The organism is Leptothoe spongobia TAU-MAC 1115 (assembly GCF_018739885.1).
In the GTDB taxonomy this organism is placed as follows: Bacteria; Cyanobacteriota; Cyanobacteriia; order Phormidesmidales; family Phormidesmidaceae; genus Leptothoe; species Leptothoe spongobia.
The window spans coordinates 21,360-44,420 of record NZ_JADOES010000044.1; the positions used below are offsets into that span (position 1 = coordinate 21,360).

The following is a 23,061-nucleotide window of genomic DNA, read 5'->3' on the forward strand; positions in this document are numbered from 1 at the left end:
GGATTCTGGGAATATCTAGTGATAAATTGCGGACTAATGGACAGTTTTGATGAAACAATTTGCAGACTTGGCTTACGATTAGGTCCGTTACATTATGAGTTTGTGTGGGTAACTCAAGCGATCGCAACTCCCAATTTCGGCAAACGCTAGAATCCACGCCGGATAAACGCATGGGCAAAAATATCCACTACCAGATGGAGGATACGGGATTAAGCGCATTACACTCACTCTCCTGCAGCCAATGTCTCAATCTCATGGGCCTGGGTGGGGAGTTCGGCTGTCAGTACATCACACCCTTGCTCTGTAATCAGGACGTCGTCTTCGATACGAATCCCTCGGACATCAGAAAACTGGGTGAGGCGGTCCCAGTTGACCATATTGGCGTAGCGATCGCAATTCCCCTTATCTGCCAAAATCCCTGGCACCTGATAAAACCCAGGCTCAATCGTCACCACCATGCCCGCCTGTAGGGGACGATCTAAACGTAGGAACCCTAACCCAAATCGTTCACTGCGGCTACGGCCAGGGGCGTATCCCGCCAGATCTCCCAGATCCTCCATATCATGCACATCTAACCCCAGCAAATGTCCCACCCCATGGGGAAAGAACAACGCATGGGCATCCTGCTCCACCAAATCATCCGGTTGGCCCACAAGAATACCAAGATCCACCAACCCTGTCGCCAATGTCCGACAGGCCAACAGATGTAGCTCTCGATATTCCACCCCAGGTTTTGCCATCTCTATACAGGCATCATGGGCCGCCAGTACCAGATCATAAATATCTCGTTGTGTAGACGAGAACTTGCCACTGACAGGCCAGGTGCGAGTAATATCCGATGCCCAGCCTGTCTCAGTTTCCGCCCCCACATCAGCCAGGATCAGATCATTTTCTCCTAGGGGATGGTGGTAATGATTGTTATGAAGCACCTCACCATGGACAGTAACAATACTGTTATAAGCACAGGTCATACCATGGGCCATGATCACCTGCTCCATAGCCGCTCGAATATGGGCCTCCGTCAGGTTGTTGTTCAACGCTGTGGCTGTCATCCCAGTTTTATGGGCCATGACTGACACCCCAGCCGCCCGACGAATTTCAGTCAGCCCATGGTCATCATGACACAGGCGCAGCTGGACAATAGCCTGGAGCAAAGCTAGATCCTGTTGTTGAGATTGTTTATTAATGGCCAGAGAACGGTTTAAAAGCTGTTTCTGCTGGGCCACTGTGGCACTGTCCTGTACTCTGAGCGTAGCTACTTGTTCATCGACAAAGCGATTTAAATCTTCCAATGGCAACGCTTTTCCCGCACCGATCCGATGGGCCAGTTCGTTGCGGGTAGGGCTAGGCCCATGCCACAGGGCTTGGGCCGGTGTCGCGTCATCCATAAATAAGGTAAGGTGTCCGTCCGCCAAATGGATCACTGCATTTTCTAACGGCAATCCAGCAAAGTAGAGAAAGTGACTGTTAGTCCGAAATGGGTGGGTGTTGGCGGGAAAATTGCGCGGGGTGGACTGACCTGACCAAAGGAGGACGGGGGCATCCAGATGCTGGGCTAGTTGCTGGCGGCGAGTTTTGAGAGTGGTGGCGAGAGTCATTGTTAGGGGCAGAGGGGCAGAGGGAGAACAGGTTTGGACAGTGGGTATTGCCTACCCTACCTAGGGTAACTTTGACCTTTGATATGGTTAGGAGTGGCTGATACTAAATGAATTTAACTCTGACTGAGCTATGGTGCCTGCAAACGATGCGGAAACGTTGATTTTAGATCTGGTGAGGCCCGTTGAGGATATAGAGACAGTGACTGTGGAGGATAGTCTGGGTCGAGTCTTAGGTCGGGCTATTAGTAGTCAGCTAGATTTTCCCCACTGGGATAACTCAGCGATGGATGGCTATGCCGTGCGGTATGGGGATGTGGCGACAGTGCCTGCCCAACTCACCGTTGTGGAGGAGATCCCGGCGGGGCAAGTGCCCCAGAGCACCCTGCGCTCAGGTGAGGCAGCGCGCATTTTTACGGGAGGGTTGCTGCCAGCTGGGGCGGATACGATTGTGATTCAGGAAAAGACCCAGCGCGATGGGGAGCAGGTCACTGTCTTAGCATCACCTGCTGAGCAGGCATTTGTTCGCAAGCAGGGCAGTTTTTATCAGGCCGGGGCGGAATTACTCGGACCGGGCATTAGGATTGGGGCATCTGAAATTGCCGTGCTGGCAGCAGCGCAGTGTGTACCGGTACCGGTGTATCGACGACCCAGGGTGGCGATTTTATCGACGGGGGATGAGTTGGTTGATATTAAGCAGTCCCTGGGACCTGGGCAGATTGTGGATTCTAACCGCTACGCCTTGGCAGCACTGATTGCCCAATTGGGAGCAATGCCTGTGCCCTTAGGAATCGTGCCAGACCAAAAGGAGGCAACACGTCAAGCGATTGCCGATGCGTTGACCCAGGCGGATATGGTGATTTCCTCCGGTGGGGTGTCAGTGGGGGACTATGACTATGTCGATCAAATTCTGGCAGAGCTGGGGGCGACCATTCACATTCGCTCAGTGGCGGTAAAGCCAGGTAAACCTCTGACAGTGGCTACGTTTGATCACAGTGAAGGGGATCACAGTGAAGGCAAGCTCTATTTTGGCTTGCCTGGGAATCCGGTTTCTTCGTTGGTTAGCTTTTGGCGGTTTGTACAACCGGCATTGCGCAAGCTCTCAGGCCTAAACACTGGCTGGTCACCCACGTTTGTTTGGGCGATAACGGACAGCGATCTGAAAGCCGGGGGCAAGCGGGAGACCTATCTTTGGGGGCAGCTGGTTTCAGCGGATGACGGCTATCGGTTTACCCTGGCTGCAGGGGGTCACAGTTCTGGAAATTTAGTGAATCTCAGTCGCACTAATGGGTTAGCTCAGGTGCCATTGGGGGAAACGATGATTCAGGCTGGGAGTTTGATTCGAGTGTTGATGTTGGACCGATCGATTTAAACCTTGTCCACGTCCAGAACGGTCGTTTTTCCGTAGAAGAAACTATAGGTTTCAACTTGGACGTGGGTTAAACCTTGTCCACGTCCAGAACTGGAATTTTTCCGTAGAAGAAACTATAGGTTTTAACTTAGACGTGGATTATCCGCTAAGTCAGTCATAATTTTAAGCTTGATGCCGTATTGGTAAGCATGGGTGTGAATTCGTGCCTTAGTGGCTTGATAAGATGCGGGTGGGACGAAGGGTATAGAAAGGATAGGATGAGCAATAGTTTTTTCTATGCCCACAAATAGTTGGATTACTTTAGCTAATTGACGGTATAGATTACCGATTAGTGCGCTAAAGTATCGCCATATTCAGCACTAATTTTTCTCTGGCTGATAAGTTTATGAGCCCCAAACGCGATCCTCGCCATCCGTCTAAGCCTATTCCCGTTCCGCGTAGTCGGACTCAGAGTCGGCGAGTGCCGCAGAGTCCAGGCCCCTCTCCTTCCTATGCAGCAGTAGCGTCTGGAGACGTAGCGTCTGGGGACGTAGCGTCTGGAGATGTGGCTTCAGCGATTTCCAAAGAGCCGATTAAGCGCCCTGGATTAAGGGGACTGATGTTTTTTCGGTGGCTCGGTAGCTGGCAATTTTTATTGCTAACGACACTGGCGATTTTGACTGGCACCCTGGCGTTTGCGGTGACCAGTCTGTTTCGGATGCCAAACTTACCCAACTGTCGGGCGATTTTCTGGCCGACGGCATCGGCGGCAATGCGGCTGCAGTGTGCTGAGTCCTATGCAGGGCAGGGGAGTGTTGACTTTTTACTAGAGGCGATTGAGCTAGTAGAGAAGCTACCCGATGATCATCCACTACGGGCTGAGATTAATACCAAGGTAGAAACCTGGTCTAGCCAGATTCTAACGTTAGCGGATGAGCAGTTTCATCTGGGGGAGCTGGAAACTGCGATCGCAACCGCTCAAAAAATTCCCCCTAACACGGCGGCGGCCAATGAGGTCGAAACCAGCATTAACCGCTGGAAGCGCATTTGGGACGAGGGGTCAGAAACCTTTGAAGAAGCCAAAGAAAAACTGATAGAGGGCAACTTTAAAGATGCCTTTGGCCTATCGGTGCGGTTACTGGATGTCAGCAATGACCACTGGTCTAAAACCAAGTACAACGAACTGACCAAGCTCATTGGCCTGGCCCGAGAAGATAGCCGCAAACTGGGTAAAGTCAAACGGTTGATCAGTCGCGGCACGGTCAGTAGCTTTAAAGAAGCCATCAAGTTACTCAGCTCGATTAAGTCCGAAAGTGTCCTGTACAAAGACGCCCAGGAGCTAAAGAAAACCGCCGCCAAGGACATGCTCCGCGTCGCTGAAAACGCCCTGGCGCGGCAGGAACTATCCCAGGCAGAAGAAATCCTGGCAGCCATTCCCCGCAATCAGGGTCTGGACCAAGAAATTGCCGATTTTCAGGTATTTACAGAGGCCTATCGCCGGGCCTGGAGTGGGGATGCCCTGGGGTTAGATGCTGCCATTAACCGATTGCAAAGTCTAAGTAAGGAGCGTCCGCTCTATGATCGTGCCCAGGCTTTGATGGGTCGCTGGCGCTCAGAAATTAAGGCCCTGGCCCAGTTGGATGCCGCCCGCCAGATTGCGGCCCAAGGTAATGTTAGTGACTTGCGCTCCGCCATTGTCCAGGCCAAACAGGTGGGGACCGATAATCCCCGCTGGGATGAAGTGTCTGACCAAATTTCCCAGTGGGAAAAGCGGGTACAGACGACGGAAGACCAGCCGATTTTGGTGAGGGCCGATCAGTTAGCGGGGGTGGGGACACCTCAGGCATTGCGCCAGGCAATTCAGGAGGCCCGCAGAATCAATCCGAACCGAGCCCTAGGGGATGATGCTAAAAAACGAATTGATCGCTGGCAAGCACGGATTGAAGCCATTGAAGACCGACCGCTGATCGAAGAAGCTCGTCGGCTGGCGGCAGCGGGGGATTTGGCTGGTGCGATCGCAGCGGCCTCTCGCATTTCGCCCGATCGTTCTCTCTATGGTGAAGTCAAAAATGATCTAGACAGTTGGCGGGCCCAAGAGCGAAATCGGACCCTGCTTAGGGATGCCAATAGTCGCGCCCGTTCGGGTAATGCTACCGATTTAGCCAGTGCCATTTCCACCGCCAACCAAATTTCATCCAGTAGCGCTCAGTATGCAAATGCGATTCAGCAAATTAATCGCTGGAGCTGGGACCTGTTAAGTTTGGCTGAAAGCGAATCTCGCAATAGCTTAGATGCAGCGATTCGTTTAGCCGCTCAAATCCCCTCCCAGGCAGAGGCATATCCCAGTGCCCAGAGTCGGATCCAAGCTTGGCAGGCGGAGGTACAAGCAGCCGAACAACAAACTGAGCTAATCGAAACAGAGTCACCTCAGGATTTTGCCGATACTGTCCCCACAGTTGGTGGAGGCCTAGAGAGCCAACAGTTTCCAGAATAATTTTTACTCTCGTGAAACCAAGGAGTAGGAGCATGAGGATGATACGAGATGGCCCTACCCGACATCCTCGATAGCCGTCAACAATGTCTCAAACGAACCCACACCAAAGAAGAGAATGATATCGCCCTGAACCTGTAATTCTTCGACATTAAAACGAGCCTGGGCTAACAGGATGTCCATATTTTGCTGCGTTTTTTTGTTGCTAACCAGATTATTAATATCTTCCTCTATGTAAACAGGGACTTCGATGTAAGCAGGGACTTCGTAATGTAATGGCTGAGTCAGCATATTACTAATGGACCCCATGACTCCGTTGATGACAATATTGCCAACTTCTGTCAGGGTGCCAATCTTGAGAGCATCGAGATCTGGACTGCCAGGCTCTTCTCCTGTGAGCACGGCCACTAATGTTGCCGCACTTTCAGTGGGAAATACTAACTGAGCAGTGCCCGCAAACGAACCACTAAAAGCAAGTTGCACCGAGGCCAGCTGATCTTCCCCTAAGCGGGCACCCAGTTCTGTTTGTAACTCAGACATGGTTAATAATTTGATGTTCGGAACTTGCAAACGAATGCGAAATTCGATCATTTCGTTGAGCATGCCAGCTGATTTGCCTACACCAACGTTAACCAGCTCTTTTAATGCATCTAGTTGGTCGGTGGTTAACTGCTTAATCATTAGGCTTTATCGATTGCTGTTTGAATCATTTCGCAAATTTCTGGGCCTTTGGGGGGTTTTTTGAGCATGGCAAATGCGCCCAAAGCCATACAACGCTCACGGGCACTATCCTGAATATCAGCAGATAAAACAATTACCGAAATGTCTAATTGACGATCCTTGATCGTTTGTAGTACTCCATAGCCATCTAGTTCTGGCATGAGTAAATCTAGAAAAATACAATCTGGTGTATGAGACTCCAGTAAATTGACGCATTCTACTCCATTTGCGGCTTCTAAAATGACATGCTCATTGTCTCCTGGTTGCAATGCCTTACGAATCATTCGACGCGTGAAAGCTGCATCATCAGTAATGAAAATCAGTGCCATTATTGCTTCCCTACGTCCCTGGTGATTGTGGGTGTGAACTTAAAGCGAAAACGGACTTTTTCAGTTAATATATATGATTTTTTCTAAGTATTAAGGGCTGAATGAGAATGAGATCAATAGCAGCCCCATTCAGGTGTTAGGAGTAAGTTAATCCCGAACAAAATTTGTAGGTAGTTTTACATAGTTAAACCAAAAGTTTTCCAAGGATTTCATTGTGCGATTAAACTCATCCAGATCAGATGGCTTGGTGACATAGCAGCTAGCATGTAACTCATAGCTTCTCAGGATATCTTGAGTCGCAGACGACCCTGTCATAACAATCACAGGAATTCCTTGCAAGTGTGGGTCTGCTTTAAGTTCCTCTAGCACCTCGCATCCATCCTTTTTGGGTAAATTCAAATCCAGTAAAATCAAGTTTGGACGAGGTACCCCAGCATAATCCGCCTCTTGTCGTAGAAATGCCATAGCTGCTTCACCATCTTGAACCTGATAGAGTGTGTTGGGTAACTGGCTATTTTGCAAAAATGCTTTAATGAGAAATGCATCAGCAGCATTATCCTCTACCAAGAGCAAATCCATAGGTTTTCTAAAAGTCGTAAAGCTCATGATAATGCTCAGCAATATTCTTGGTTTGATGTTTATATATCTTCCTTAACTAAGGAAGTAAGTAGAAAGCCGCCATCAGAGCGTAGATTGTTTTTAGGGAGCGTAAAGTAAAAGATGGCTCCTTGATCGGGGGCTGATTCAACCCAAATACGTCCACCGTGACGTTCAATAATCTTTTTGCAGATTGCCAGGCCAATGCCAGTGCCGGAATATTGCTGCCGAGTGTGTAGCCGCTGAAAGATTAAAAAAATCCGTTCAGCATATTTGGGCTTGATGCCAATGCCATTATCACGTACCCAGATGAGCCAATGGTTTTCCTGGGATTCTGAGCCGATCTCCACGGTGAGCGGTCGTTCACTTCGATATTTGAGGGCATTACTAATCAGATTTTGAAACAATTGTACAAGCTGAGCCGGATCAGCCATGACAATGGGTAAAGGTGCTTTCGTAATGTCAGCCTGGGTTTCTTGTAATAGGATTTGCAGATTAGAGAGGGCTAGATTTAGAGATTCTTTACAATCGACAACTTCAAAGGGGTTACCCTGGGTACCCACCCGTGAAAATGTTAGGAGGTCATCGATCAGGGCCTGCATCCGAGCCGCTCCATCCACTGCAAAATTGATAATGGTATTGGCTTCATCATCCAGCTGATTGGAGTAGCGCTGGGCCAGTAGCTGGGTAAAGGATGTGACCATGCGCAACGGCTCTCGTAAGTCATGGGAAGCCACATAGGCAAACTGCTCTAGCTCGGCATTTGATCGCTGTAGTTCTGCTTCGGCACGTTTTCGCTCCCGTAATTCTGCTTGATAGCTTTGGATCCGATTGGTGAGATTGGTAACATCTTGAATTGCAAATAGAGCATAGAAGCCCTGATTGCTAGCTGCAGGTACAGCGGTAACGGTGGTTTGTTGGATGCACCGTTGCCCATTGGGCAGGATACTAGGAATAACAGATTGGTGCAGTTGGGGCGAAAAAATCGCTGGAAACCCCCCTTGGAAAACCTGTTTTAGACGGACTAAGTATTTGGGTTGATTGATATTTGGAAACTGTTGACGCAAATCGGTACCCACTATCTCTTGACTAGAAAGCTGAGTCCACCCTGTCAAACAATGATTCCAAAACAGTACCCTAAAATCCTGTCGCAGCACAAAAAACCCAACGGGTGCATAGTCTAGTCCGCTAAATTTTGTGTTGGCAGCGGCGATGTCTTGATCGAGGTTATTGAGTTGAACTTGTTCATGAGACTGTAGTTCCATACCAGTTCAGTACTAGTTCAGTAGAGTTCGGGAGAAGACGAGCAACAGGCTGATCGATTAGCAAAAGGTAGTCTTAGGCCAGGGTACTGTCAGCAAGATCAAAAAATAACCGCATTCTAAAGAACAGAATAATATCTCCATTACTCATAGCACCCGTGCCATGGTTTAAAACAATATTGCCGACTTCGGTTAGAGCCTCTTGTTTGAGAAGATCGAATTCTGAACAAAGGCTAAACGCCCTGGACTACGCTTAGAATTCAAAACCATGGTGCACAATCCATAACAGAACTTAAGAGCACTGTCTAACGGGTACTTATTTTAGGGGTTGACTATGTTTGTCTGTGACGTTTTAGTTTGGGCCTACACGTTAGAAGGACTGTCTGGAATAACGCTTAAACGCTTAATTTTTGGCGATGGCGGGTAGATGACTTAGGGTTAAGTAATCTGCGATCGCACCAAACGCATTGTCAATACTACTTTTGGGTGAATAATTCTTCACCGGGACTGTCGCCTGCTGGGCTCGATAAACAATGACAGAATCAGGTACTTTAAACGGAGGATAAGACAGGGCCTGAACAGCAGCCTTCATCTCTTGTAACGGGCTGTTTGTACTTGTTTTCTTAGCAGACGTTCTGGCTTTAACGTATCGGTTCAACACAATTGGAAAGGATGCAATTGCAATTCCCATGGTCTGTTTCAGGTCGGAGCAATATGCCTTTAGGTTTTCAAAGGATTCTAACGAAAAAAACGCTCAGATCCAGAGGCATCATAGTCTGATCGGCAGTACAAAGGCCATTTAGGCAAAACAATCCCATGCCTGACGGCAAATCAATCAAGATATTGAAACGCCATCGTACCCCTGGTATTGAGATAAAACTGCATCATAAATAGAATGCTCAAGCTGTTGGCTCTCAATCTCTAGCCCTGAGATAGTATTGGATTGGGGATTAAAGTCTACGATCAAAACTCGGTGATTGGTTGCCAAATGAGCCGCAATATTTGTACAGAGAGTTGTTTTACCGGTGCCTCCTTTGAGATTCGCAAAGATAATTACAGATGACATTATGCTTGGCGAAAGCAAACCATATGAAAATTATGTGAGATTGAGTATATTCTCCTCAAACCTAATAATAATCAATTATTTTAGAAATATTCTTTTCAACAAACCGTGTTAATACCTAAGTTTTAAGGTTAGCAATATTACTCTCGCAAATTTCAGACTTTAGAACTATGGGTATCAGAAATGTTAGGGATAGTTGACTCGACACAAGCCCGTGTTAATACTTAGAGGGACTAGCTATCCGTAAATCCTACCTTAGAGTCAATTGACTGAATGAAAAAGCTGGATTGTTGAAAATAGGAAATGCGATCGCGACCATTTTCTTTGGCCACATACAAGGCCCGATCAGCTTTATAGATTAGGTCTTTTGACGATATTTGTGACGTTGGCACCACTGAAGCTACTCCAAAACTCGCCGTTACCCAACTGCTTACCGCCGAATTAGGATGACGGATGGATAAGTATTTGATTTCCAATCCCAGAGTTCTTGCCACTGCAACCGCTGTTTGAACCGGCGAATCGGGTAAAATCACCGCGAACTCTTCGCCTCCATATCGTGTGATGACTCCCCCAGACGGCGCTAGGGCTTCCTTTAAAGTTTGAGCAATTTGTCGTAGACAGCGATCCCCCGCCAGATGTCCACGGCTGTCATTCAACCGCTTAAAATAATCAAGGTCGATCATAATCAGCGAGAGGGGCTGTTGGTATCGGCAGGCTTGCAGCCAGTTTTTCTTGAAGGCGACCTCAAAATAATAGCGGTTTGGAATCTCAGTCAATCCATCGGTGAAAGACAACGTTTCTAAAATTTTTAACTTGCCATCCATACAGGTGATTTTTTTTTCATAGGTATGGAGACGGCGGATTAACTCCTGCTTATATTGCCGTTCAGTTTCAAAGATCGCTTCAGTTTTTTGAAACCGGGTAATGGCATGGAGAATCGTGCTATTTAGCCAATTTTGATTGATTTTTCCTTTCACTAAATAGTCCTGTGCCCCATGCTGCATCAGATGCACTGCCAGCGCGGCATCATCTACCCTTGTAAGGACCACGGTGGGTAGGTTCGGAGCTTTAGCTTGCAAACGTAGCAGCGTATCTAGACCGTGACTATCGGGCAAGGATAAATCCAATAATGCTATATCAAAGTGAGTTTGCTGAAGACAGGTGACGGCTGAGCCCAAAGAGTCAACATGGGTTACATTAAACTGTCCTTTTTCTGCCTTTTCCAAAAAGGTATTGATCAAAAAAACATCGCCCGGATTGTCTTCAATCAACAGAATATTAGTAGATCCCATATGCTTTATATATAGTCTTATAAATACCGAATAAAAAACTGTAAAAACATTTTCTTTGGGGCTAGTGGCTGTTCAAGCAGCGATGGGGAGAACTACAATATCGAAATTCTGAAGTTGTTGATCTTCGTTATTTCTCGGCTTACACGGATACCCACGGAAAACATCGTGAAAACTTGATGATGTGCTCATCCTATTTTTTTTTGTTTATTCTCAAAACCGTGACAGTACGGACACTTCATTTGATTAGCTAAACCACGTCCAAGTTAAAACCTCTAGTTTCTCCCAAGGTAAAACGACCGTACTGGACGCGGACAAGGTTTAAGTGACAACGGTGGAGGACTGAAAATAGGAGATGCGATCGCGCCCATTTTCCTTAGCCACATACAAGGCGCGATCAGCTTTATTGATTAAGTCTGCTGACGGTGTTTGCGCTTTGGGCACCACTGCAGCCACCCCAAAGCTCGCCGTTACCCAACTGCTGATGGTCGAGTTAGGATGACGAATAGATAAGTCTTTCACCTCCGATCTCAGACTTTGTGCAACCTCAACCGCCGCTTGTATTGGCGCATCCGGTAAAATCACGGCAAACTCTTCGCCACCATATCGGGCAACTATGCCCCTAGAGGGTTCTAGCGCTTTCTTTAAAGTTTGAGCAATTTGTCGTAGACAGCGATCTCCTTTTAAATGTCCGCAGCTATCGTTAAATTGCTTAAAATAATCGATATCGATCATCATCAACGAGAGCGGCTGCCTGCATCGGGAGGCCTGCAGCCAGTTTTTCTTGAAGGCTGCCTCAAAATAGCAGCGGTTCGAAATCTGAGTGAGTCCATCGGTAAAAGACAGCGTCTCTAAAATTTTCAATTTCCCATCCATACAGGTGATTTTATCTTCATAGATATGGAGACGACGGATTAGCTTCTGCTTACATTGCTGTTCTGTTTCAAAGAGCGCTTCATTTTTTTGAAACCGGGTAATAGTATGGAGAATTGTATTATTTAGCCAATTTTGATTAATTTTTCCTTTCACTAAATAATCTTGTGCACCATGCTGTATCACTTGCCCGGCAAGCGTCGCATCATATAATCCTGTCAGGACCACGATGGGTAACTTAGGAGCCCTTGCCCGCAAGCTTAGTAACGTATCTAGACCGTGACTATCGGGCAAGGATAGATCTAATAAGGCTAAATCAAAACGAGTTTGCTGAAGACAGGCTAAAGCTAAGCCCAAAGAATCAACATGAGTTACATTAAACTGCCCCTTTTCTGCCTTTTCTAAAAGGGTATTGATCAACAACACATCACCCGGATTGTCTTCAATCAAAAGAATATTAGTGGTAGATTCCATTCACTCGCGCAGGTATTTGGTAGACAGCAAATAATCAAACTCACCTGGAAATGATCTTTTTTAGCGTCAACACGCGGAGAGATAATCAGGATGGATGAAATATTAAAAAAGCTTGAAGCTTTTATGATGCGGCTATCCTAATTTTTCTTGATTTATCTAAAAACCGTAGCAATACGGACACTTCGTGAAAATCACGAGCATTTTAGGTTGCCCTGATTTCGAACAGGTAAAACCCTTACCTTACAAGGGTTTGGGTGCTTTAAAGTATTCTTGCTTTGTCAGCTGCCATCGACAATCATAAACTCTCTCCGTAACATTACTGACTGTCATCGGTCCTAACACTGATTTGTTGACAGAAGAAGAGTTTGTCAGCAAGCTGCTGTCAGGCAAGTCATGGGAATAACCCTAGGTGTTTTCTCGAAAAAGCTATACCGGTTGTAGGCCCCCCTAGCCCACCAATTCTGGGGAGAATGAGACTCAAAGCCCCCAAAATTGGGGATTTGGGGGCCTCAATGGCTGGTAGTTTTTTGTCAGAAATGTTCCTACCTCTAGGGTCTTACCTCTGTAGAGGTGCTCTGACTTGTTTAGATAATCGTCTGAGTAACAAAGTTAGATGATTGAAAATAGGCAATACGATTACGTCCGTTTTCTTTAGCGAAATATAGGGCTTGATCGGCCTGATTCAACAAGATGGATGGGGATATATTTGTTTTTGCTACCATCGAAGCTACCCCAAAACTCGCCGTTACCCAACTGCTGATGCTTGAGTTGGGATGACGAGCAGCCAGGGTTTTAATTCCTACCCCAAGTTCTGTAGCTACTTTGATAGCCCCCTGCTTAGGGGTATTCGGTAAAAGCACCACAAACTCTTCGCCACCATATCGTGCAACCAAATCCTGAGGACGCTTTAGCCCCTTCTCTAAGGATTGTGCAACTTTTTGCAGACATGCATCTCCCTGAGGATGTCCACAGCTATCGTTATACTGCTTAAAGAAATCAATATCGACTATAATCAGAGAGAGCGACTGTTGGTTTCGATAAGACTGCAGCCATTCCTGTTCAAAGGTTTTCTCAAAGTGATATCGATTTGCCACCTGAGTGAGCATATCAGTTGAGGACCGTTTCTCTAGGATTTTTAGTTTCTCATCCATATCGATGAGCTTATCTTTATAGGTAGAGATACGCCTTATCAGCTTGCGCCTAGAATATTTTTGGAGTTGATATCGATCTTCAACCCTCTGAAATCGAGCCACTGTATGGTGAATTGTATTCTGTAGCCAGGTGCGATTGATATTTTCTTTGACCAAATAATCTTGTGCCCCATGCCATATCAGTTGACGTGCAAGTTCAGCATCATCTAACCCCGTCACCACTACAGTGGGCAAGTGAGGTGCCTTTGCTTGCAGACTCAGCAATGTATCGATGCCTTGACTGTCGGGCAAGGATAAATCTACTAACGCTAAATCAAAGCACGCTTGCTGGATATAGGCGAGGGCTGCCCCTAAAGACTCAGCATGGGTCACTTTAAACTGGGTGTCATCCGCTTGACCTAAGAAAGTATTGATTAAAAATACATCGCCCAGATTATCTTCGATCAAAAGAACATTTATAGGGCTCATTCAATTGACTGATTATGGTGTCGTACTTTATAGACCGAACTCATGGTGCACTTTGTTTAATACTTGGAACCTAAGTGTGCACAATTCTACGAGGGATGTAACAAAAAAAACTGATTTTTTATCAAGACGTCATCCTAGTGCTGATCGGTTGATATAAAAACAGTAATATTACGTACCTCTCATGGAGATTACGATGATGTTAGGGAGCTATGGATTCAGATAATCGGCTGGGTGACAAACTTGGATGATTGATAATAGGCGATGCGATCGCGCCCATTATCTTTAGCGAAATATAGTGCCCGGTCGGCTGCATCCATAAAGTCTGAGGCAGACGTATGCGATTGAGGAATGATCGAAGCTACCCCAAAACTAGCCGTTACCCACCTGCTGATGTTAGAACTGGGATGCCTAATGGCTAAAGCTTTGATCTCTAACCCCAAGCTTGTAGCCACACGAACAGCTCCCGACATGGGCGTATCAGGTAACAATGCTACAAATTCTTCGCCCCCATAGCGGGCAATGATATCCCTGGGTCGCTTCAAAAGCCTATGGAGAGATTGGGCCACCTGTCGTAAACACACATCACCCTGTAAGTGTCCATAGCCATCGTTAAATTGCTTAAAATAATCGAGATCGATCATGATCGCTGAAAGAGGGGTTTGATCTCGACAACCTTGCAGCCACTCACGAGTAAAATACTCCTCAAAGCAGTAACGATTGGCAACTCCAGTCAGTCCATCGGTTGAGGCCAGTGCTGATAATGTTTGCAACTCCTCTTTCAAGCGGTCAATCTCGTCCATGTAGGCGCGAATTTGACCTTGTAATACTTGATTAGACTGTTCTAGATGTTGTTCATGTTGGTGTTGTAATGCAACATGTTTTGAGCGAGCCATCGCCAGGGTAATCGTGCTTTTCAACCAGCTTTGACTAATGTGACTTTTGATCAAATAGGCTTGGGCCCCTTGCTGGATCAACTGAGCGGCTAATGCATCATTATCTAAGTCCGTGAGTACTACAATCGGTACATCAGGGACTTTTTGCCGTAGTCGCCGCAAGGTATTCATACCGTGACTATCGGGTAGCCCTAAATCTAATAAAACAGCGTCAAAGTATTCTTTCTCAAGACGTTGAAGAGCTTCACCAAGCGAATTAACGTGACTCAAAAAAAGCTTAGGTTCCTCGACCTCAGCCAAAAGCATGTTTTTGATTAAAAACACATCGCCCAGATTATCTTCAATCAAAAGGACATTTCTCAAGATCGTTGGCTCACGATCAGTGTTTAACCAAGATGGAGATTGATAAGAGCGATTAAGCAAAGTAGTTTCCATCTTACATAGCACCATACAATTGCTGAAATGAGGCGAGCTACAATGGCCGAGCTTCAGCTCGCTAATTATGAATTTTATAGCCGTTTATAAATTCAGTCTGTGTATGTACGGAGAACCGTAAGGGTAAATAAGTATTGCCCCATTCATCAATTTTGCTGAAAATATTAGCGCATATACCGAAAAATCACGGTTATAGCTATCTTAAAAAAACTAGTTTACACGACACACCGTACACTTACGTAAATACGAGACAGTGTAAAATTACTTTAAATAACGTAATCTTTATTAAAGCTTCGTCGAGGCAGAATGTTTCTGTGAACTTGAAGTCTGCTCATCTACGGATACTACCACCATGGCGATGTTGTTTACCTGACGGTTTGACGACAAGTTCTTGGGTATCATTCATGGCATCCACTGATAATCCAAATGGTTTATCAGTGGCTTGGAGCACCAGAATAGTGAGAACATCCATAGCATTCCCCACAACTCGACACAATCAGTGATGGGAATAATTGCCAACGTTAATCGTGATTTCTCAACTTTCTAACCGAAATGCCTTCAGGTCTTCATCGATTTCCATAACTGACCTTGAGCCCTATAAGTGCCGACTGCTCCTTTTCCTTATGGCTCAATAGCTTTTTCAGGGAGATAGACTAATGAAATGGCATGTAAGCCTTACCCAAACCATGTTTCAGAGGTTCTGCTCCTCCTAGGCTAAAAACCTTGCGTGATAAAGGTTTCAACCGTTTCTTGATTCAGACCTCCCAGAAACCCATATAGAGCCTTCCTTATAACCTTTAGTTCAGTTGACTACTACAACGTCTCTATCTGATCCGTATCAATGTTGTAGACTGGCATACCTCGGATCAGCTCTATTCTGTCTTTCCCAGTCACATAGCTCAGGTTACCAGCCGGGTCACGACTCTCTCGATATTTTGAAAGCACATAGCCATCTTCTAAAGAGGTTGCTCGAATTTGGTCATTTAACCGGTCATTTCTGACGAAATAGGCGTTATTGCCCGCACCGTTACAGCCAATAAAGCTATAGCCTTTTTCCTGAGACAGCTGATACAACGCCCTGAGAGATGCGCCATAGTAGTGGTTGCTATAGTGCGCCTTGGTTCGGTAAAACGCCTTGTCATAGGGAATAGTAATCGGTCGGTCAATGCCAAGAACACTGTTATATTCCAAAATGACAATAATAGGAGAAACAACATTGATCGTTTTCCAGATCCAGTAGTCATTACCATCCAAGTCAATATGGAGAATGCCAATGTCTGGAGAAAACCCTGCTGATTGGATCAGCTCATTAATATTATCTCGGTCGATAAACTCTGCCCGTGCTGCTAGCTCATATCGCCAATAATATTCCGATGTGGTGATTTGTTTGACATTATCCTCAGAGCCATCCATCACAAATCCTGACCAGTTGTTGTTCATCAACAAAAACCGGGTATTTGACTCTCGATAGTTGGCCACACCAAACTCCACAAAGGTATGATGAGAAAACTCCAGATTATGCACCAGCCACTGGATAATGCCATCATCGCCCCATTGAGAAAAGACCTTAAATTCAACCTCTTGCAAAGACTTGATAGATTGTTTCGCTTTGATCTTTTCTGACATCATCTTGCCAAGCAATAGTGCCTGATATTCCAATGAGGCTTGGAGTTGTACTCCAGGGTCAAATGAGGTCATGAATTATGTCCTACTCTTTCTACAAAAGGGTCACTCTCTAGGCTTGAGCTTAAACGCCCATATCCTACCATTAGGACAAGATAGCTCTTGCTTAACCCAAGCAATCTAGTAAATTGCCATATTACAGGAAATCTACAATGCCCACATAGATCTGAAATTGGTGCCTAGTGTAAAAGCGAGGTATCATCATCGTCTTGAGCAGCTACCTATCAGGAGTGCAAGCGATGTCCCAACAGCGTCACAACCAGAATCGAACCGCTATCGTTTACTTTGGTCCTACAAGGCAGGAGTATCTTGATTTGGTGCAGGCCGACGATCACCATCATGCTTACCTTAAGTACATCCAAGTCCCTCTGCAAGCCCAACTGACGAGGGATAAGCATAAGCCAGAGTGTAGCGACCTCAGTCGCTATACCGTCCATAGTCAGCGAGAACGACGGGTGAAAGGCTGGCAGGGCGAGATCGAGACCCTACCGATTTGTCGAGTGAAGTGTTGTGCTTGCAAAGCCGTGTTCACCGTATTACCCAGTTTTATTCCTCGCTACCGCCGTCATGATACCGATTGCCTGGGAAAGCTGCTGGAAATGAATCTGGGGATGGGGCTGACGCAGCGGGAAACCGCCACGATTTATGAGTGGGTGAATCCAGAGACAGGCTGGCATCCTGGCTGGATCTGGCAGTTAATCCAGTGGTTAGGGCTGTCAATGCCGGTGGCCTTGTTGTTGGTACGCTTAGGGCTTCTCCCCCCGTCCATGTCCTCAGTGATGAGAAGTTTTCCCAATTGAATCGTGAGCAAATCTACTTATTTTTGGTCTCTCAGGAAGAATTGATTTGGTATGCCGAATGGATGGAGAGTACGGACCAAGCGAGCTTCAATGAGGTGATTATGAATGCATTAGGGGAGATCGAGCAAGCAGCCCAGCACGAAGAGGTCTTGCCGCTCGACACCTCTTACGCCCCTGAATCGGTCACCACGGATGGTTGGAAACCGGCTCAAACGGCTTGGGAAACTCAAGTACCGGGTATTTCTCTAAATGAATGTCTCCTCCATGGTCGCAAGCGGGTAGATGTCACCTTAGATGAGTATGCCAAGGCTCACCCGGACCTCAGCAACGAGGCACGTCAATCCCTTAAAGACAAGTTCGACCATATCTTTGAGGCCCCCTCTCTAGCCGCCTTTTCCCAACGTCTACGGCGTATGATAGAGCAATCTCAAGCGGAGCCCATTCTACTTAAACGGCTCACGATTCTCAAAGAGAAACGGTTTCTGTTTACCAATCACCTCAAGTTTGACAACGCCCCAGCTCTTTCCTCTGCATTAGATCGTTCCATGCGGTTTTTAGATGAGAAATTACAATCGTTTGGCCAGTTTCGAGCCACTGAGAGTCTTGATCCGATGCTCAATGCTTGGGCCATTGTTAACAACTTACGGTCAGTTCGCTGATTTTTGAGATCAGATTGGAATAAATATTCGGAGAAGCAACCTGACAGGCTGGAAGTCGTTTGACCTGAGTGCTCAGATGCGTATAGGTTTCAGGGCAATGATTGAATAGCTCCGTTTCCATGTTAGCCCCCCAACCTCGTACGACCTCAGAACGCAGTGACGATATCCCGTTGATCATCTATCGTTTACTTGAGTTAGACTTGCCCGATATTCTCGATGAGGCCCTACCGTCACCGCATGGAAACCGCCAGGGGTTGAGTTATGGTCAGCTGAGTGTGGTGTTCTTGAGTTACATCATGAGTCAAGCCGACCACCGGTTATGTGCGGTCGAAGACTGGGTGAACGACCATCGTCAGACCTTAGGCTGGGCAACCGGTTGGAGCATCGGAGCTAAAGATGCCAGTGATGATCGCTTGGGCGCGTTAGTGGAAGTGATTGGGAGTGGGGTTGACCCGAGAGAACAGATCGAGTGTCAGCTAGGCCAAACAATGATCCAAGCCTATGAGCTGCCGACTGAGGTAGCCCGGTGTGATACCAGCAGTTTCAGTGTCTATCACCAGGTCGATGAGGACGCTGAAGCAACGAGCCTTCTGCGCTTCGGTCACAGCAAAGATCACCGCTCTGACTTGCGCCAATATCGCCAGTTACTGGGCACCGTAGACCCAGCCGGTATCCCATTAGTGAGTGAGACCTTGGCCGGGAATGGAGCCGATGACCCGGTGTATGTGCCAACCTGGCATCGGTTGGCAGAGGTGATTGGCCACAAACGCTTTATCTATATTGCCGACAGCAAAGCCGCCTCCCATCAAACTCGAGTTCACTTGTCTAAAGCGGGTGGGCTGTACTGTTTTCCCTTACCCAAGACGGGCCATACGCCCAGGTTATTGAAACACTGGGTACTCAATGCCCCTGAAACCTTACAGGAGATTCGCTTATCCAACAGCGATGAGACTGATCCACCGGTAGGGGTTGGCTTTGAGATAGACCTTGAAAAACTAGAGTACACTGCCGAGACCGACGAGTTGTTCCATTGGCCTGAACGCTCTTTGGTTGTACGCTCCGATGCTCTGGCAAGGCGGCATCAGAAAAGCTTACACCAACGGCTCGACAAAGCCGAGGACGCTCTCAGCAAACTGGCAAACAAACGCCACAAAGACCACTGTACCCTCAAAAACAAAGTTCAGGCTATTCTCAAACGCTATCGGGTCAACGATTATATGTCTACCGACATCTCCACCGAGATGGTGACTCGCTATAAAGGTCGGGGACGTCCCAGTCGCAACGATCCGACTGGGAAAATCGTCGAACCTCGGTTCCGACTCTCGTTTGAACGCCAAGTAGACGCGATTACCGAAGCTGAACAGCTGGCCGGTTGGCGCATTTACGTCACCAATGCCAGTGTGGAACAACTCTCGTTGTCGCAGGCGGTTGCTTATTACCGAGACCAATGGCAGCTGGAGCATGGATTCCATCGGTTTAAGCGGGGACAACTGCCCGCCTTGCCGATCTACTTGTGCAATGAAGCACGTATCGTGGGTTTGATGTTTCTGCTCACCATTGCCCTCCGATGTTTCACACTGATCGATTTGCAGGTCAGGCAACAGTTAGACATTCAAAAACAAGAACTGGCTGGGCTCTATGCCGGTAATCCCAAACGCAAAACCAATCGCCCCACCGCTGAGCAACTGCTCAAGGCCTTCGAGGGCATTACTCTCTATCATCATCGTGACGGGTCTTTTGAAATGACACCGCTCTCTGACCTGCAACGACGCATCCTGGAACTGATGAAGATTCCTGATGCCATTTATGCCCTCCCAGACCCATTTATTCCAAACTCAACTTAGAAATCAGCGAACGGGACGAACTTAAGATCGTTTCTCCCAGATGCGAAAAAAGCGGGACAGTCGTTAGCGGAGGTCTTCGGCGCAAATCTGCATGGACTCCCTTGGATGGAAGCCCTCAACCTTTGTACAGTCGGGGCTTTAGATGCATTGCTTACGCCTAACAACTAATAGGCACCAATTTCCGATCTATCTGCAATGCCATCGGAAAGCTCCTCAAACGTATCAATTCAAAGGATCTCCTAAATTTCTCGTCAGTTTATAGGTATTACAGGAAACTGCATCACTTTTCCAAATCATTATCTAATTGTGCAAGATCTAAATCCTTCAATATAGTCTCAATACAGAAATCATCATCTATATCTAGATTCAATGGAGAATTAGGGCTACAGAAAATCTGCAATGGCGACTTGTTAAGAAGTTCTTTATTCGCTTGCTTAGGATCCCTGAAAAGCTTGATAAACCAAGGAGATAATTCTAGAGTTTTTTGACTAATATCACTCGACGCTTTTACGAGTTGTACTTCGTCATTATTAATCTTGGATTCAGTGTCTGAATAACCCAAAATCTGTAGGTTTTCAGTCTGGGCACGTACCTTTACAATAGCTGCTAAAGCAGGATAGATAGTTTCTGCAACAAAATACGACTGGCGAGCTTTTTCATCACTATTAGCTAACCGGAGATTTGGCTTTTCAAAAACTACTAATGTTTTAATATTTCCTTTACCCTGGTTATGCAGCTGAATTAACTCCTTAAGGGTTTTTGGAGGACGATGGCCTTCTTGATTTTGATTACTTAAAGCATTTCGATCGTCAAATACACCAATGATGTAAGGATCATCAATCAAAAATAATCTGCCATAGTTTCTCTGGCCAGCATATCCACCTTTTATTTCGAGCAAATCAGCCCATTTCAAACCTTGATAAAGCGTCTTGATACATCTTTGGACGTTCTCAACTTGCCATGAAGATACAACCAGATCCATGCAGCATAGAGGATCTTGAGGATCAAGCATACTGTTGTCTGTCAGCATGACATTGCGTGCCTCTGTCCAACGTAAAGCCGAGGCAGAATCCGTGGCTCTGCCAAAATATTCAGCTTTAGGTGGATTAGTCTTAGGCATTGTGTATAAATCTGACTATAAATTCAGGATATTTTGAGTGTACGAACTTGGAGTTATCTCAAATCTTTACCAAAGACTCGAATACTTATCGGACAGCTGAATTGAAAAAAATGAAAAGGAAGCAGACCTTAGCAGAAGTAGACCTTAGTATATGAAATTAAGGAAAGGATTTCGTGACTCGTATCACACGACTTTAAAAAAGCTTTATGTAACAAGTACTACTAGGGTAGCGAATTTTACCCTAGTTGCTAAGTCATAGCCGTCAATACTTATGGACGAAGTCTGGCAAAATTAAGGTTTAACGCTTCAATTACTTATCACTGGCTCTCTATAGCAGTGAATCGCTGATATTTGCCTTAGATGCTTAAAAAGCTACAAAGCCATGAGCCTATGTTCCAGATGCAGGATAAGCTGAAACATATGAAGAGTTAAAACTTATTGTTAGGGTTCATGCCAACTCTAACAACTGGCTTAACTCCTCTAAGCTTTTGGCGGATTAAAAGCGAACGCTGCTCTAGCAACTGTACATTTACCCTCCAGCTGCCCCTACGATGACTCACCTCATTCCTCTAAGCAGAAATTTAGAAACATATCGGACATTCTTATTTGTGGGTAGGTTTTCAAGTCACGTTCGTATGCTTGAAGCCTGTAGTACTAGTGTTCTATCTACAGGATTAACACCATTATTTTGATCGACGACTCTAGGTGGTGGCATATGGGAAAAAATCCCACCGTATAGAAGTTAGAGTTTCGCCAGATCTTTTCCAGCTAACAGTCAACGAGTGTTTAATTCATAGATTGAGCCTAAGGAGATATGTCAGGGGTGCTAGACGATTTTCAACTCAATGAAAACGATGCCGAAGAAATTCAAGATAAGGCAATTGCACAATTTCAGAAAAATGGATATTTGGCTGGTCTGGCCGATTGGTTAGCAAGTAAACTGCAATCTTCTTATACCGAAGATCAAATCTTTCAGGCGCTTAAGGGGCAACCATCTCTCTACGACTTATTAAAAGGCCTGTGTAAATTTGCCAATATTGACCCCCAGGGTGCAATCACGCAAATGCCGCGTAACTCGGCACCATTTTCAGCACTAGCGCCATTTAGCATTACCTCGCAAATCAGTACGCAACAAAGTCCCAAAAATATTGATCAGCTTATAGAAAAAATATGTAACAAAATCGAATTTTCATTCGAAAATGAAGAACGTTACTCCTCTACAAGTGGCTTTAATAATGCTAATTGGATTCAGAATAATTTCATTGATTTAGACCTGGTAGAAGTTGAATTTCTTCCATCACAATATCCTGCAGTTGTTAATAAGGAAGACCTGCAAAACGGTAATCATCAAAACGATGATGATTATGATCGCCTGAATATTCGGCTTTTGCATGGTACAAAAACGACGAGTTGTCAGCTTCTTGAAACATCAGAGCGAATATTTATCTTTGGAGATCCGGGGTCAGGAAAATCCAGCTACTTGAAATGGGTTGCCTTAAATTGCCGAAATAGAACTTTATTTAAAGAATATGTACCTCTATTTCTAGAGGTAAGAAACTTTCCTGTTTTGGGATCAGGTCAGAGCTTAAAAACGTATTTTGAGTCAACATTTGAAAAATGGGATATCAAGCAGGCTGACCTAGCGAAAGTTATCAGTGCAGGTCGAGGTTTTTTCATCCTTGATGGGATTGATGAAATCAATAAAAATGATTATCAGCGTCTTGAAAAAATGATTAGGGGGCTTCTAGTCAATGACGATAACTGTCGTTTCTTAATCAGCTCTAGACTAGGCTTTAACTTCCATTTCTCAGGCCTGAAGAAAGTAATTATTTCTCCATTTCATTCAAGGAGACACATCCCACAGTTTGTTAGCAACTGGTTTAGTCAAACGTATTAATTCACAGGGTCCCCTGAATTTCTCGTCAATATTGCGATGATCAGGTAGTGTAGTGGCCATGAGTCGC

Annotated in this window: 20 protein-coding genes; 6 read left to right on the forward strand and 14 right to left on the reverse strand. The window is 45.9% G+C overall.

Annotation, left to right across the window (positions count from 1 at the left end):
• Window positions 1–224: 224 nt before the first annotated feature.
• Complete coding sequence (locus IXB50_RS18235) at window positions 225–1,598, reverse strand: aminopeptidase P family protein (RefSeq protein WP_215610422.1); 1,374 nt, start codon at window positions 1,596–1,598, stop codon at window positions 225–227.
• Between the two features lie 130 nt (window positions 1,599–1,728).
• Here IXB50_RS18235 and IXB50_RS18240 point away from each other — a divergent pair, with 130 nt between their 5' ends.
• Window positions 1,729–2,967 (forward strand): molybdopterin molybdotransferase MoeA, encoded by a 1,239-nt coding sequence (locus IXB50_RS18240; RefSeq protein ID WP_215610423.1) that lies wholly within the window; start codon window positions 1,729–1,731, stop codon window positions 2,965–2,967.
• A gap of 385 nt (window positions 2,968–3,352) precedes the next feature.
• Complete coding sequence (locus tag IXB50_RS18245) at window positions 3,353–5,440, forward strand: chromosome segregation ATPase (RefSeq protein ID WP_215610424.1); 2,088 nt, start codon at window positions 3,353–3,355, stop codon at window positions 5,438–5,440.
• 54 nt (window positions 5,441–5,494) lie between these two features.
• Here the strand turns inward: IXB50_RS18245 and IXB50_RS18250 are convergent, their stop codons facing one another.
• From IXB50_RS18250 to IXB50_RS18305, 12 genes are all read right to left on the reverse strand, one after another.
• On the reverse strand, window positions 5,495–6,118 hold the full coding sequence (locus tag IXB50_RS18250; protein WP_216867694.1) for a chemotaxis protein CheC: 624 nt from the start codon (window positions 6,116–6,118) through the stop codon (window positions 5,495–5,497).
• On the reverse strand, window positions 6,118–6,486 hold the full coding sequence (locus tag IXB50_RS18255; protein WP_215610425.1) for a response regulator: 369 nt from the start codon (window positions 6,484–6,486) through the stop codon (window positions 6,118–6,120). Before IXB50_RS18255 ends, IXB50_RS18250 begins: the two co-directional genes overlap by 1 nt.
• Before the next feature lie 147 nt (window positions 6,487–6,633).
• A complete protein-coding gene (locus IXB50_RS18260) occupies window positions 6,634–7,065 on the reverse strand; it encodes a response regulator (protein ID WP_215610426.1) in 432 nt (143 codons plus the stop codon).
• Between the two features lie 59 nt (window positions 7,066–7,124).
• On the reverse strand, window positions 7,125–8,348 hold the full coding sequence (locus IXB50_RS18265; protein ID WP_215610427.1) for a PAS domain-containing sensor histidine kinase: 1,224 nt from the start codon (window positions 8,346–8,348) through the stop codon (window positions 7,125–7,127).
• Window positions 8,349–8,748: 400 nt separating this feature from the next.
• Window positions 8,749–9,036 (reverse strand): hypothetical protein, encoded by a 288-nt coding sequence (locus tag IXB50_RS18270; RefSeq protein ID WP_215610428.1) that lies wholly within the window; start codon window positions 9,034–9,036, stop codon window positions 8,749–8,751.
• A gap of 144 nt (window positions 9,037–9,180) precedes the next feature.
• On the reverse strand, window positions 9,181–9,411 hold the full coding sequence (locus IXB50_RS18275; RefSeq protein ID WP_215610429.1) for a ParA family protein: 231 nt from the start codon (window positions 9,409–9,411) through the stop codon (window positions 9,181–9,183).
• Between the two features lie 230 nt (window positions 9,412–9,641).
• Window positions 9,642–10,700: a GGDEF domain-containing response regulator gene (locus tag IXB50_RS18280; protein WP_215610430.1), complete on the reverse strand. Its 1,059-nt coding sequence runs from the start codon at window positions 10,698–10,700 to the stop codon at window positions 9,642–9,644.
• A 318-nt stretch (window positions 10,701–11,018) separates the two neighbouring features.
• Window positions 11,019–12,044, reverse strand: a complete 1,026-nt coding sequence (locus IXB50_RS18285) for a GGDEF domain-containing response regulator (RefSeq protein ID WP_215610431.1) — start codon at window positions 12,042–12,044, stop codon at window positions 11,019–11,021.
• Between the two features lie 584 nt (window positions 12,045–12,628).
• Window positions 12,629–13,663, reverse strand: a complete 1,035-nt coding sequence (locus IXB50_RS18290) for a diguanylate cyclase (protein ID WP_215610432.1) — start codon at window positions 13,661–13,663, stop codon at window positions 12,629–12,631.
• 215 nt (window positions 13,664–13,878) lie between these two features.
• Window positions 13,879–14,991 (reverse strand): diguanylate cyclase domain-containing protein, encoded by a 1,113-nt coding sequence (locus tag IXB50_RS18295; protein WP_215610433.1) that lies wholly within the window; start codon window positions 14,989–14,991, stop codon window positions 13,879–13,881.
• A gap of 331 nt (window positions 14,992–15,322) precedes the next feature.
• Window positions 15,323–15,463, reverse strand: coding sequence for a hypothetical protein (locus IXB50_RS18300; RefSeq protein WP_215610434.1), 141 nt, complete (start codon window positions 15,461–15,463; stop codon window positions 15,323–15,325).
• A gap of 341 nt (window positions 15,464–15,804) precedes the next feature.
• Window positions 15,805–16,689: a hypothetical protein gene (locus IXB50_RS18305; RefSeq protein ID WP_215610435.1), complete on the reverse strand. Its 885-nt coding sequence runs from the start codon at window positions 16,687–16,689 to the stop codon at window positions 15,805–15,807.
• Between the two features lie 224 nt (window positions 16,690–16,913).
• On the opposite strand from IXB50_RS18305, the gene IXB50_RS18310 reads away from it, so the two are divergent.
• The 3 genes from IXB50_RS18310 to IXB50_RS18320 all read left to right on the forward strand — a co-directional run bounded on the left by IXB50_RS18310 (window position 16,914) and on the right by IXB50_RS18320 (window position 19,977).
• The gene (locus IXB50_RS18310; protein WP_215610436.1) at window positions 16,914–17,474 is read left to right on the forward strand and encodes a DUF6431 domain-containing protein; all 561 of its coding nucleotides are present in this window, start codon (window positions 16,914–16,916) and stop codon (window positions 17,472–17,474) included.
• On the forward strand, window positions 17,378–18,133 hold the full coding sequence (locus IXB50_RS18315) for a hypothetical protein (protein WP_215610437.1): 756 nt from the start codon (window positions 17,378–17,380) through the stop codon (window positions 18,131–18,133). The genes IXB50_RS18310 and IXB50_RS18315 overlap by 97 nt, the downstream gene beginning before the upstream one ends.
• Before the next feature lie 119 nt (window positions 18,134–18,252).
• Window positions 18,253–19,977 (forward strand): IS1634 family transposase, encoded by a 1,725-nt coding sequence (locus IXB50_RS18320; protein ID WP_246564686.1) that lies wholly within the window; start codon window positions 18,253–18,255, stop codon window positions 19,975–19,977.
• A gap of 280 nt (window positions 19,978–20,257) precedes the next feature.
• Here the strand turns inward: IXB50_RS18320 and IXB50_RS18325 are convergent, their stop codons facing one another.
• Window positions 20,258–21,097, reverse strand: a complete 840-nt coding sequence (locus IXB50_RS18325; protein WP_215610438.1) for a hypothetical protein — start codon at window positions 21,095–21,097, stop codon at window positions 20,258–20,260.
• Window positions 21,098–21,911: 814 nt separating this feature from the next.
• On the opposite strand from IXB50_RS18325, the gene IXB50_RS18330 reads away from it, so the two are divergent.
• On the forward strand, window positions 21,912–22,994 hold the full coding sequence (locus IXB50_RS18330) for an NACHT domain-containing protein (RefSeq protein ID WP_215610439.1): 1,083 nt from the start codon (window positions 21,912–21,914) through the stop codon (window positions 22,992–22,994).
• Window positions 22,995–23,061 lie beyond the last annotated feature (67 nt).

Coding starts and splice junctions, on each gene's coding strand:
- IXB50_RS18235 (WP_215610422.1), bottom strand. CDS start 1,598: ATGACTCTCGCCACCACTCTCAAAACTCGCCGCCAGCAACTAGCCCAG.
- IXB50_RS18240 (WP_215610423.1), top strand. CDS start 1,729: ATGGTGCCTGCAAACGATGCGGAAACGTTGATTTTAGATCTGGTGAGG.
- IXB50_RS18245 (WP_215610424.1), top strand. CDS start 3,353: ATGAGCCCCAAACGCGATCCTCGCCATCCGTCTAAGCCTATTCCCGTT.
- IXB50_RS18250 (WP_216867694.1), bottom strand. CDS start 6,118: ATGATTAAGCAGTTAACCACCGACCAACTAGATGCATTAAAAGAGCTG.
- IXB50_RS18255 (WP_215610425.1), bottom strand. CDS start 6,486: ATGGCACTGATTTTCATTACTGATGATGCAGCTTTCACGCGTCGAATG.
- IXB50_RS18260 (WP_215610426.1), bottom strand. CDS start 7,065: ATGGATTTGCTCTTGGTAGAGGATAATGCTGCTGATGCATTTCTCATT.
- IXB50_RS18265 (WP_215610427.1), bottom strand. CDS start 8,348: ATGGAACTACAGTCTCATGAACAAGTTCAACTCAATAACCTCGATCAA.
- IXB50_RS18270 (WP_215610428.1), bottom strand. CDS start 9,036: ATGGGAATTGCAATTGCATCCTTTCCAATTGTGTTGAACCGATACGTT.
- IXB50_RS18275 (WP_215610429.1), bottom strand. CDS start 9,411: ATGTCATCTGTAATTATCTTTGCGAATCTCAAAGGAGGCACCGGTAAA.
- IXB50_RS18280 (WP_215610430.1), bottom strand. CDS start 10,700: ATGGGATCTACTAATATTCTGTTGATTGAAGACAATCCGGGCGATGTT.
- IXB50_RS18285 (WP_215610431.1), bottom strand. CDS start 12,044: ATGGAATCTACCACTAATATTCTTTTGATTGAAGACAATCCGGGTGAT.
- IXB50_RS18290 (WP_215610432.1), bottom strand. CDS start 13,663: ATGAGCCCTATAAATGTTCTTTTGATCGAAGATAATCTGGGCGATGTA.
- IXB50_RS18295 (WP_215610433.1), bottom strand. CDS start 14,991: ATGGAAACTACTTTGCTTAATCGCTCTTATCAATCTCCATCTTGGTTA.
- IXB50_RS18300 (WP_215610434.1), bottom strand. CDS start 15,463: ATGGATGTTCTCACTATTCTGGTGCTCCAAGCCACTGATAAACCATTT.
- IXB50_RS18305 (WP_215610435.1), bottom strand. CDS start 16,689: ATGACCTCATTTGACCCTGGAGTACAACTCCAAGCCTCATTGGAATAT.
- IXB50_RS18310 (WP_215610436.1), top strand. CDS start 16,914: ATGTCCCAACAGCGTCACAACCAGAATCGAACCGCTATCGTTTACTTT.
- IXB50_RS18320 (WP_246564686.1), top strand. CDS start 18,253: ATGTTAGCCCCCCAACCTCGTACGACCTCAGAACGCAGTGACGATATC.
- IXB50_RS18325 (WP_215610438.1), bottom strand. CDS start 21,097: ATGCCTAAGACTAATCCACCTAAAGCTGAATATTTTGGCAGAGCCACG.
- IXB50_RS18330 (WP_215610439.1), top strand. CDS start 21,912: ATGTCAGGGGTGCTAGACGATTTTCAACTCAATGAAAACGATGCCGAA.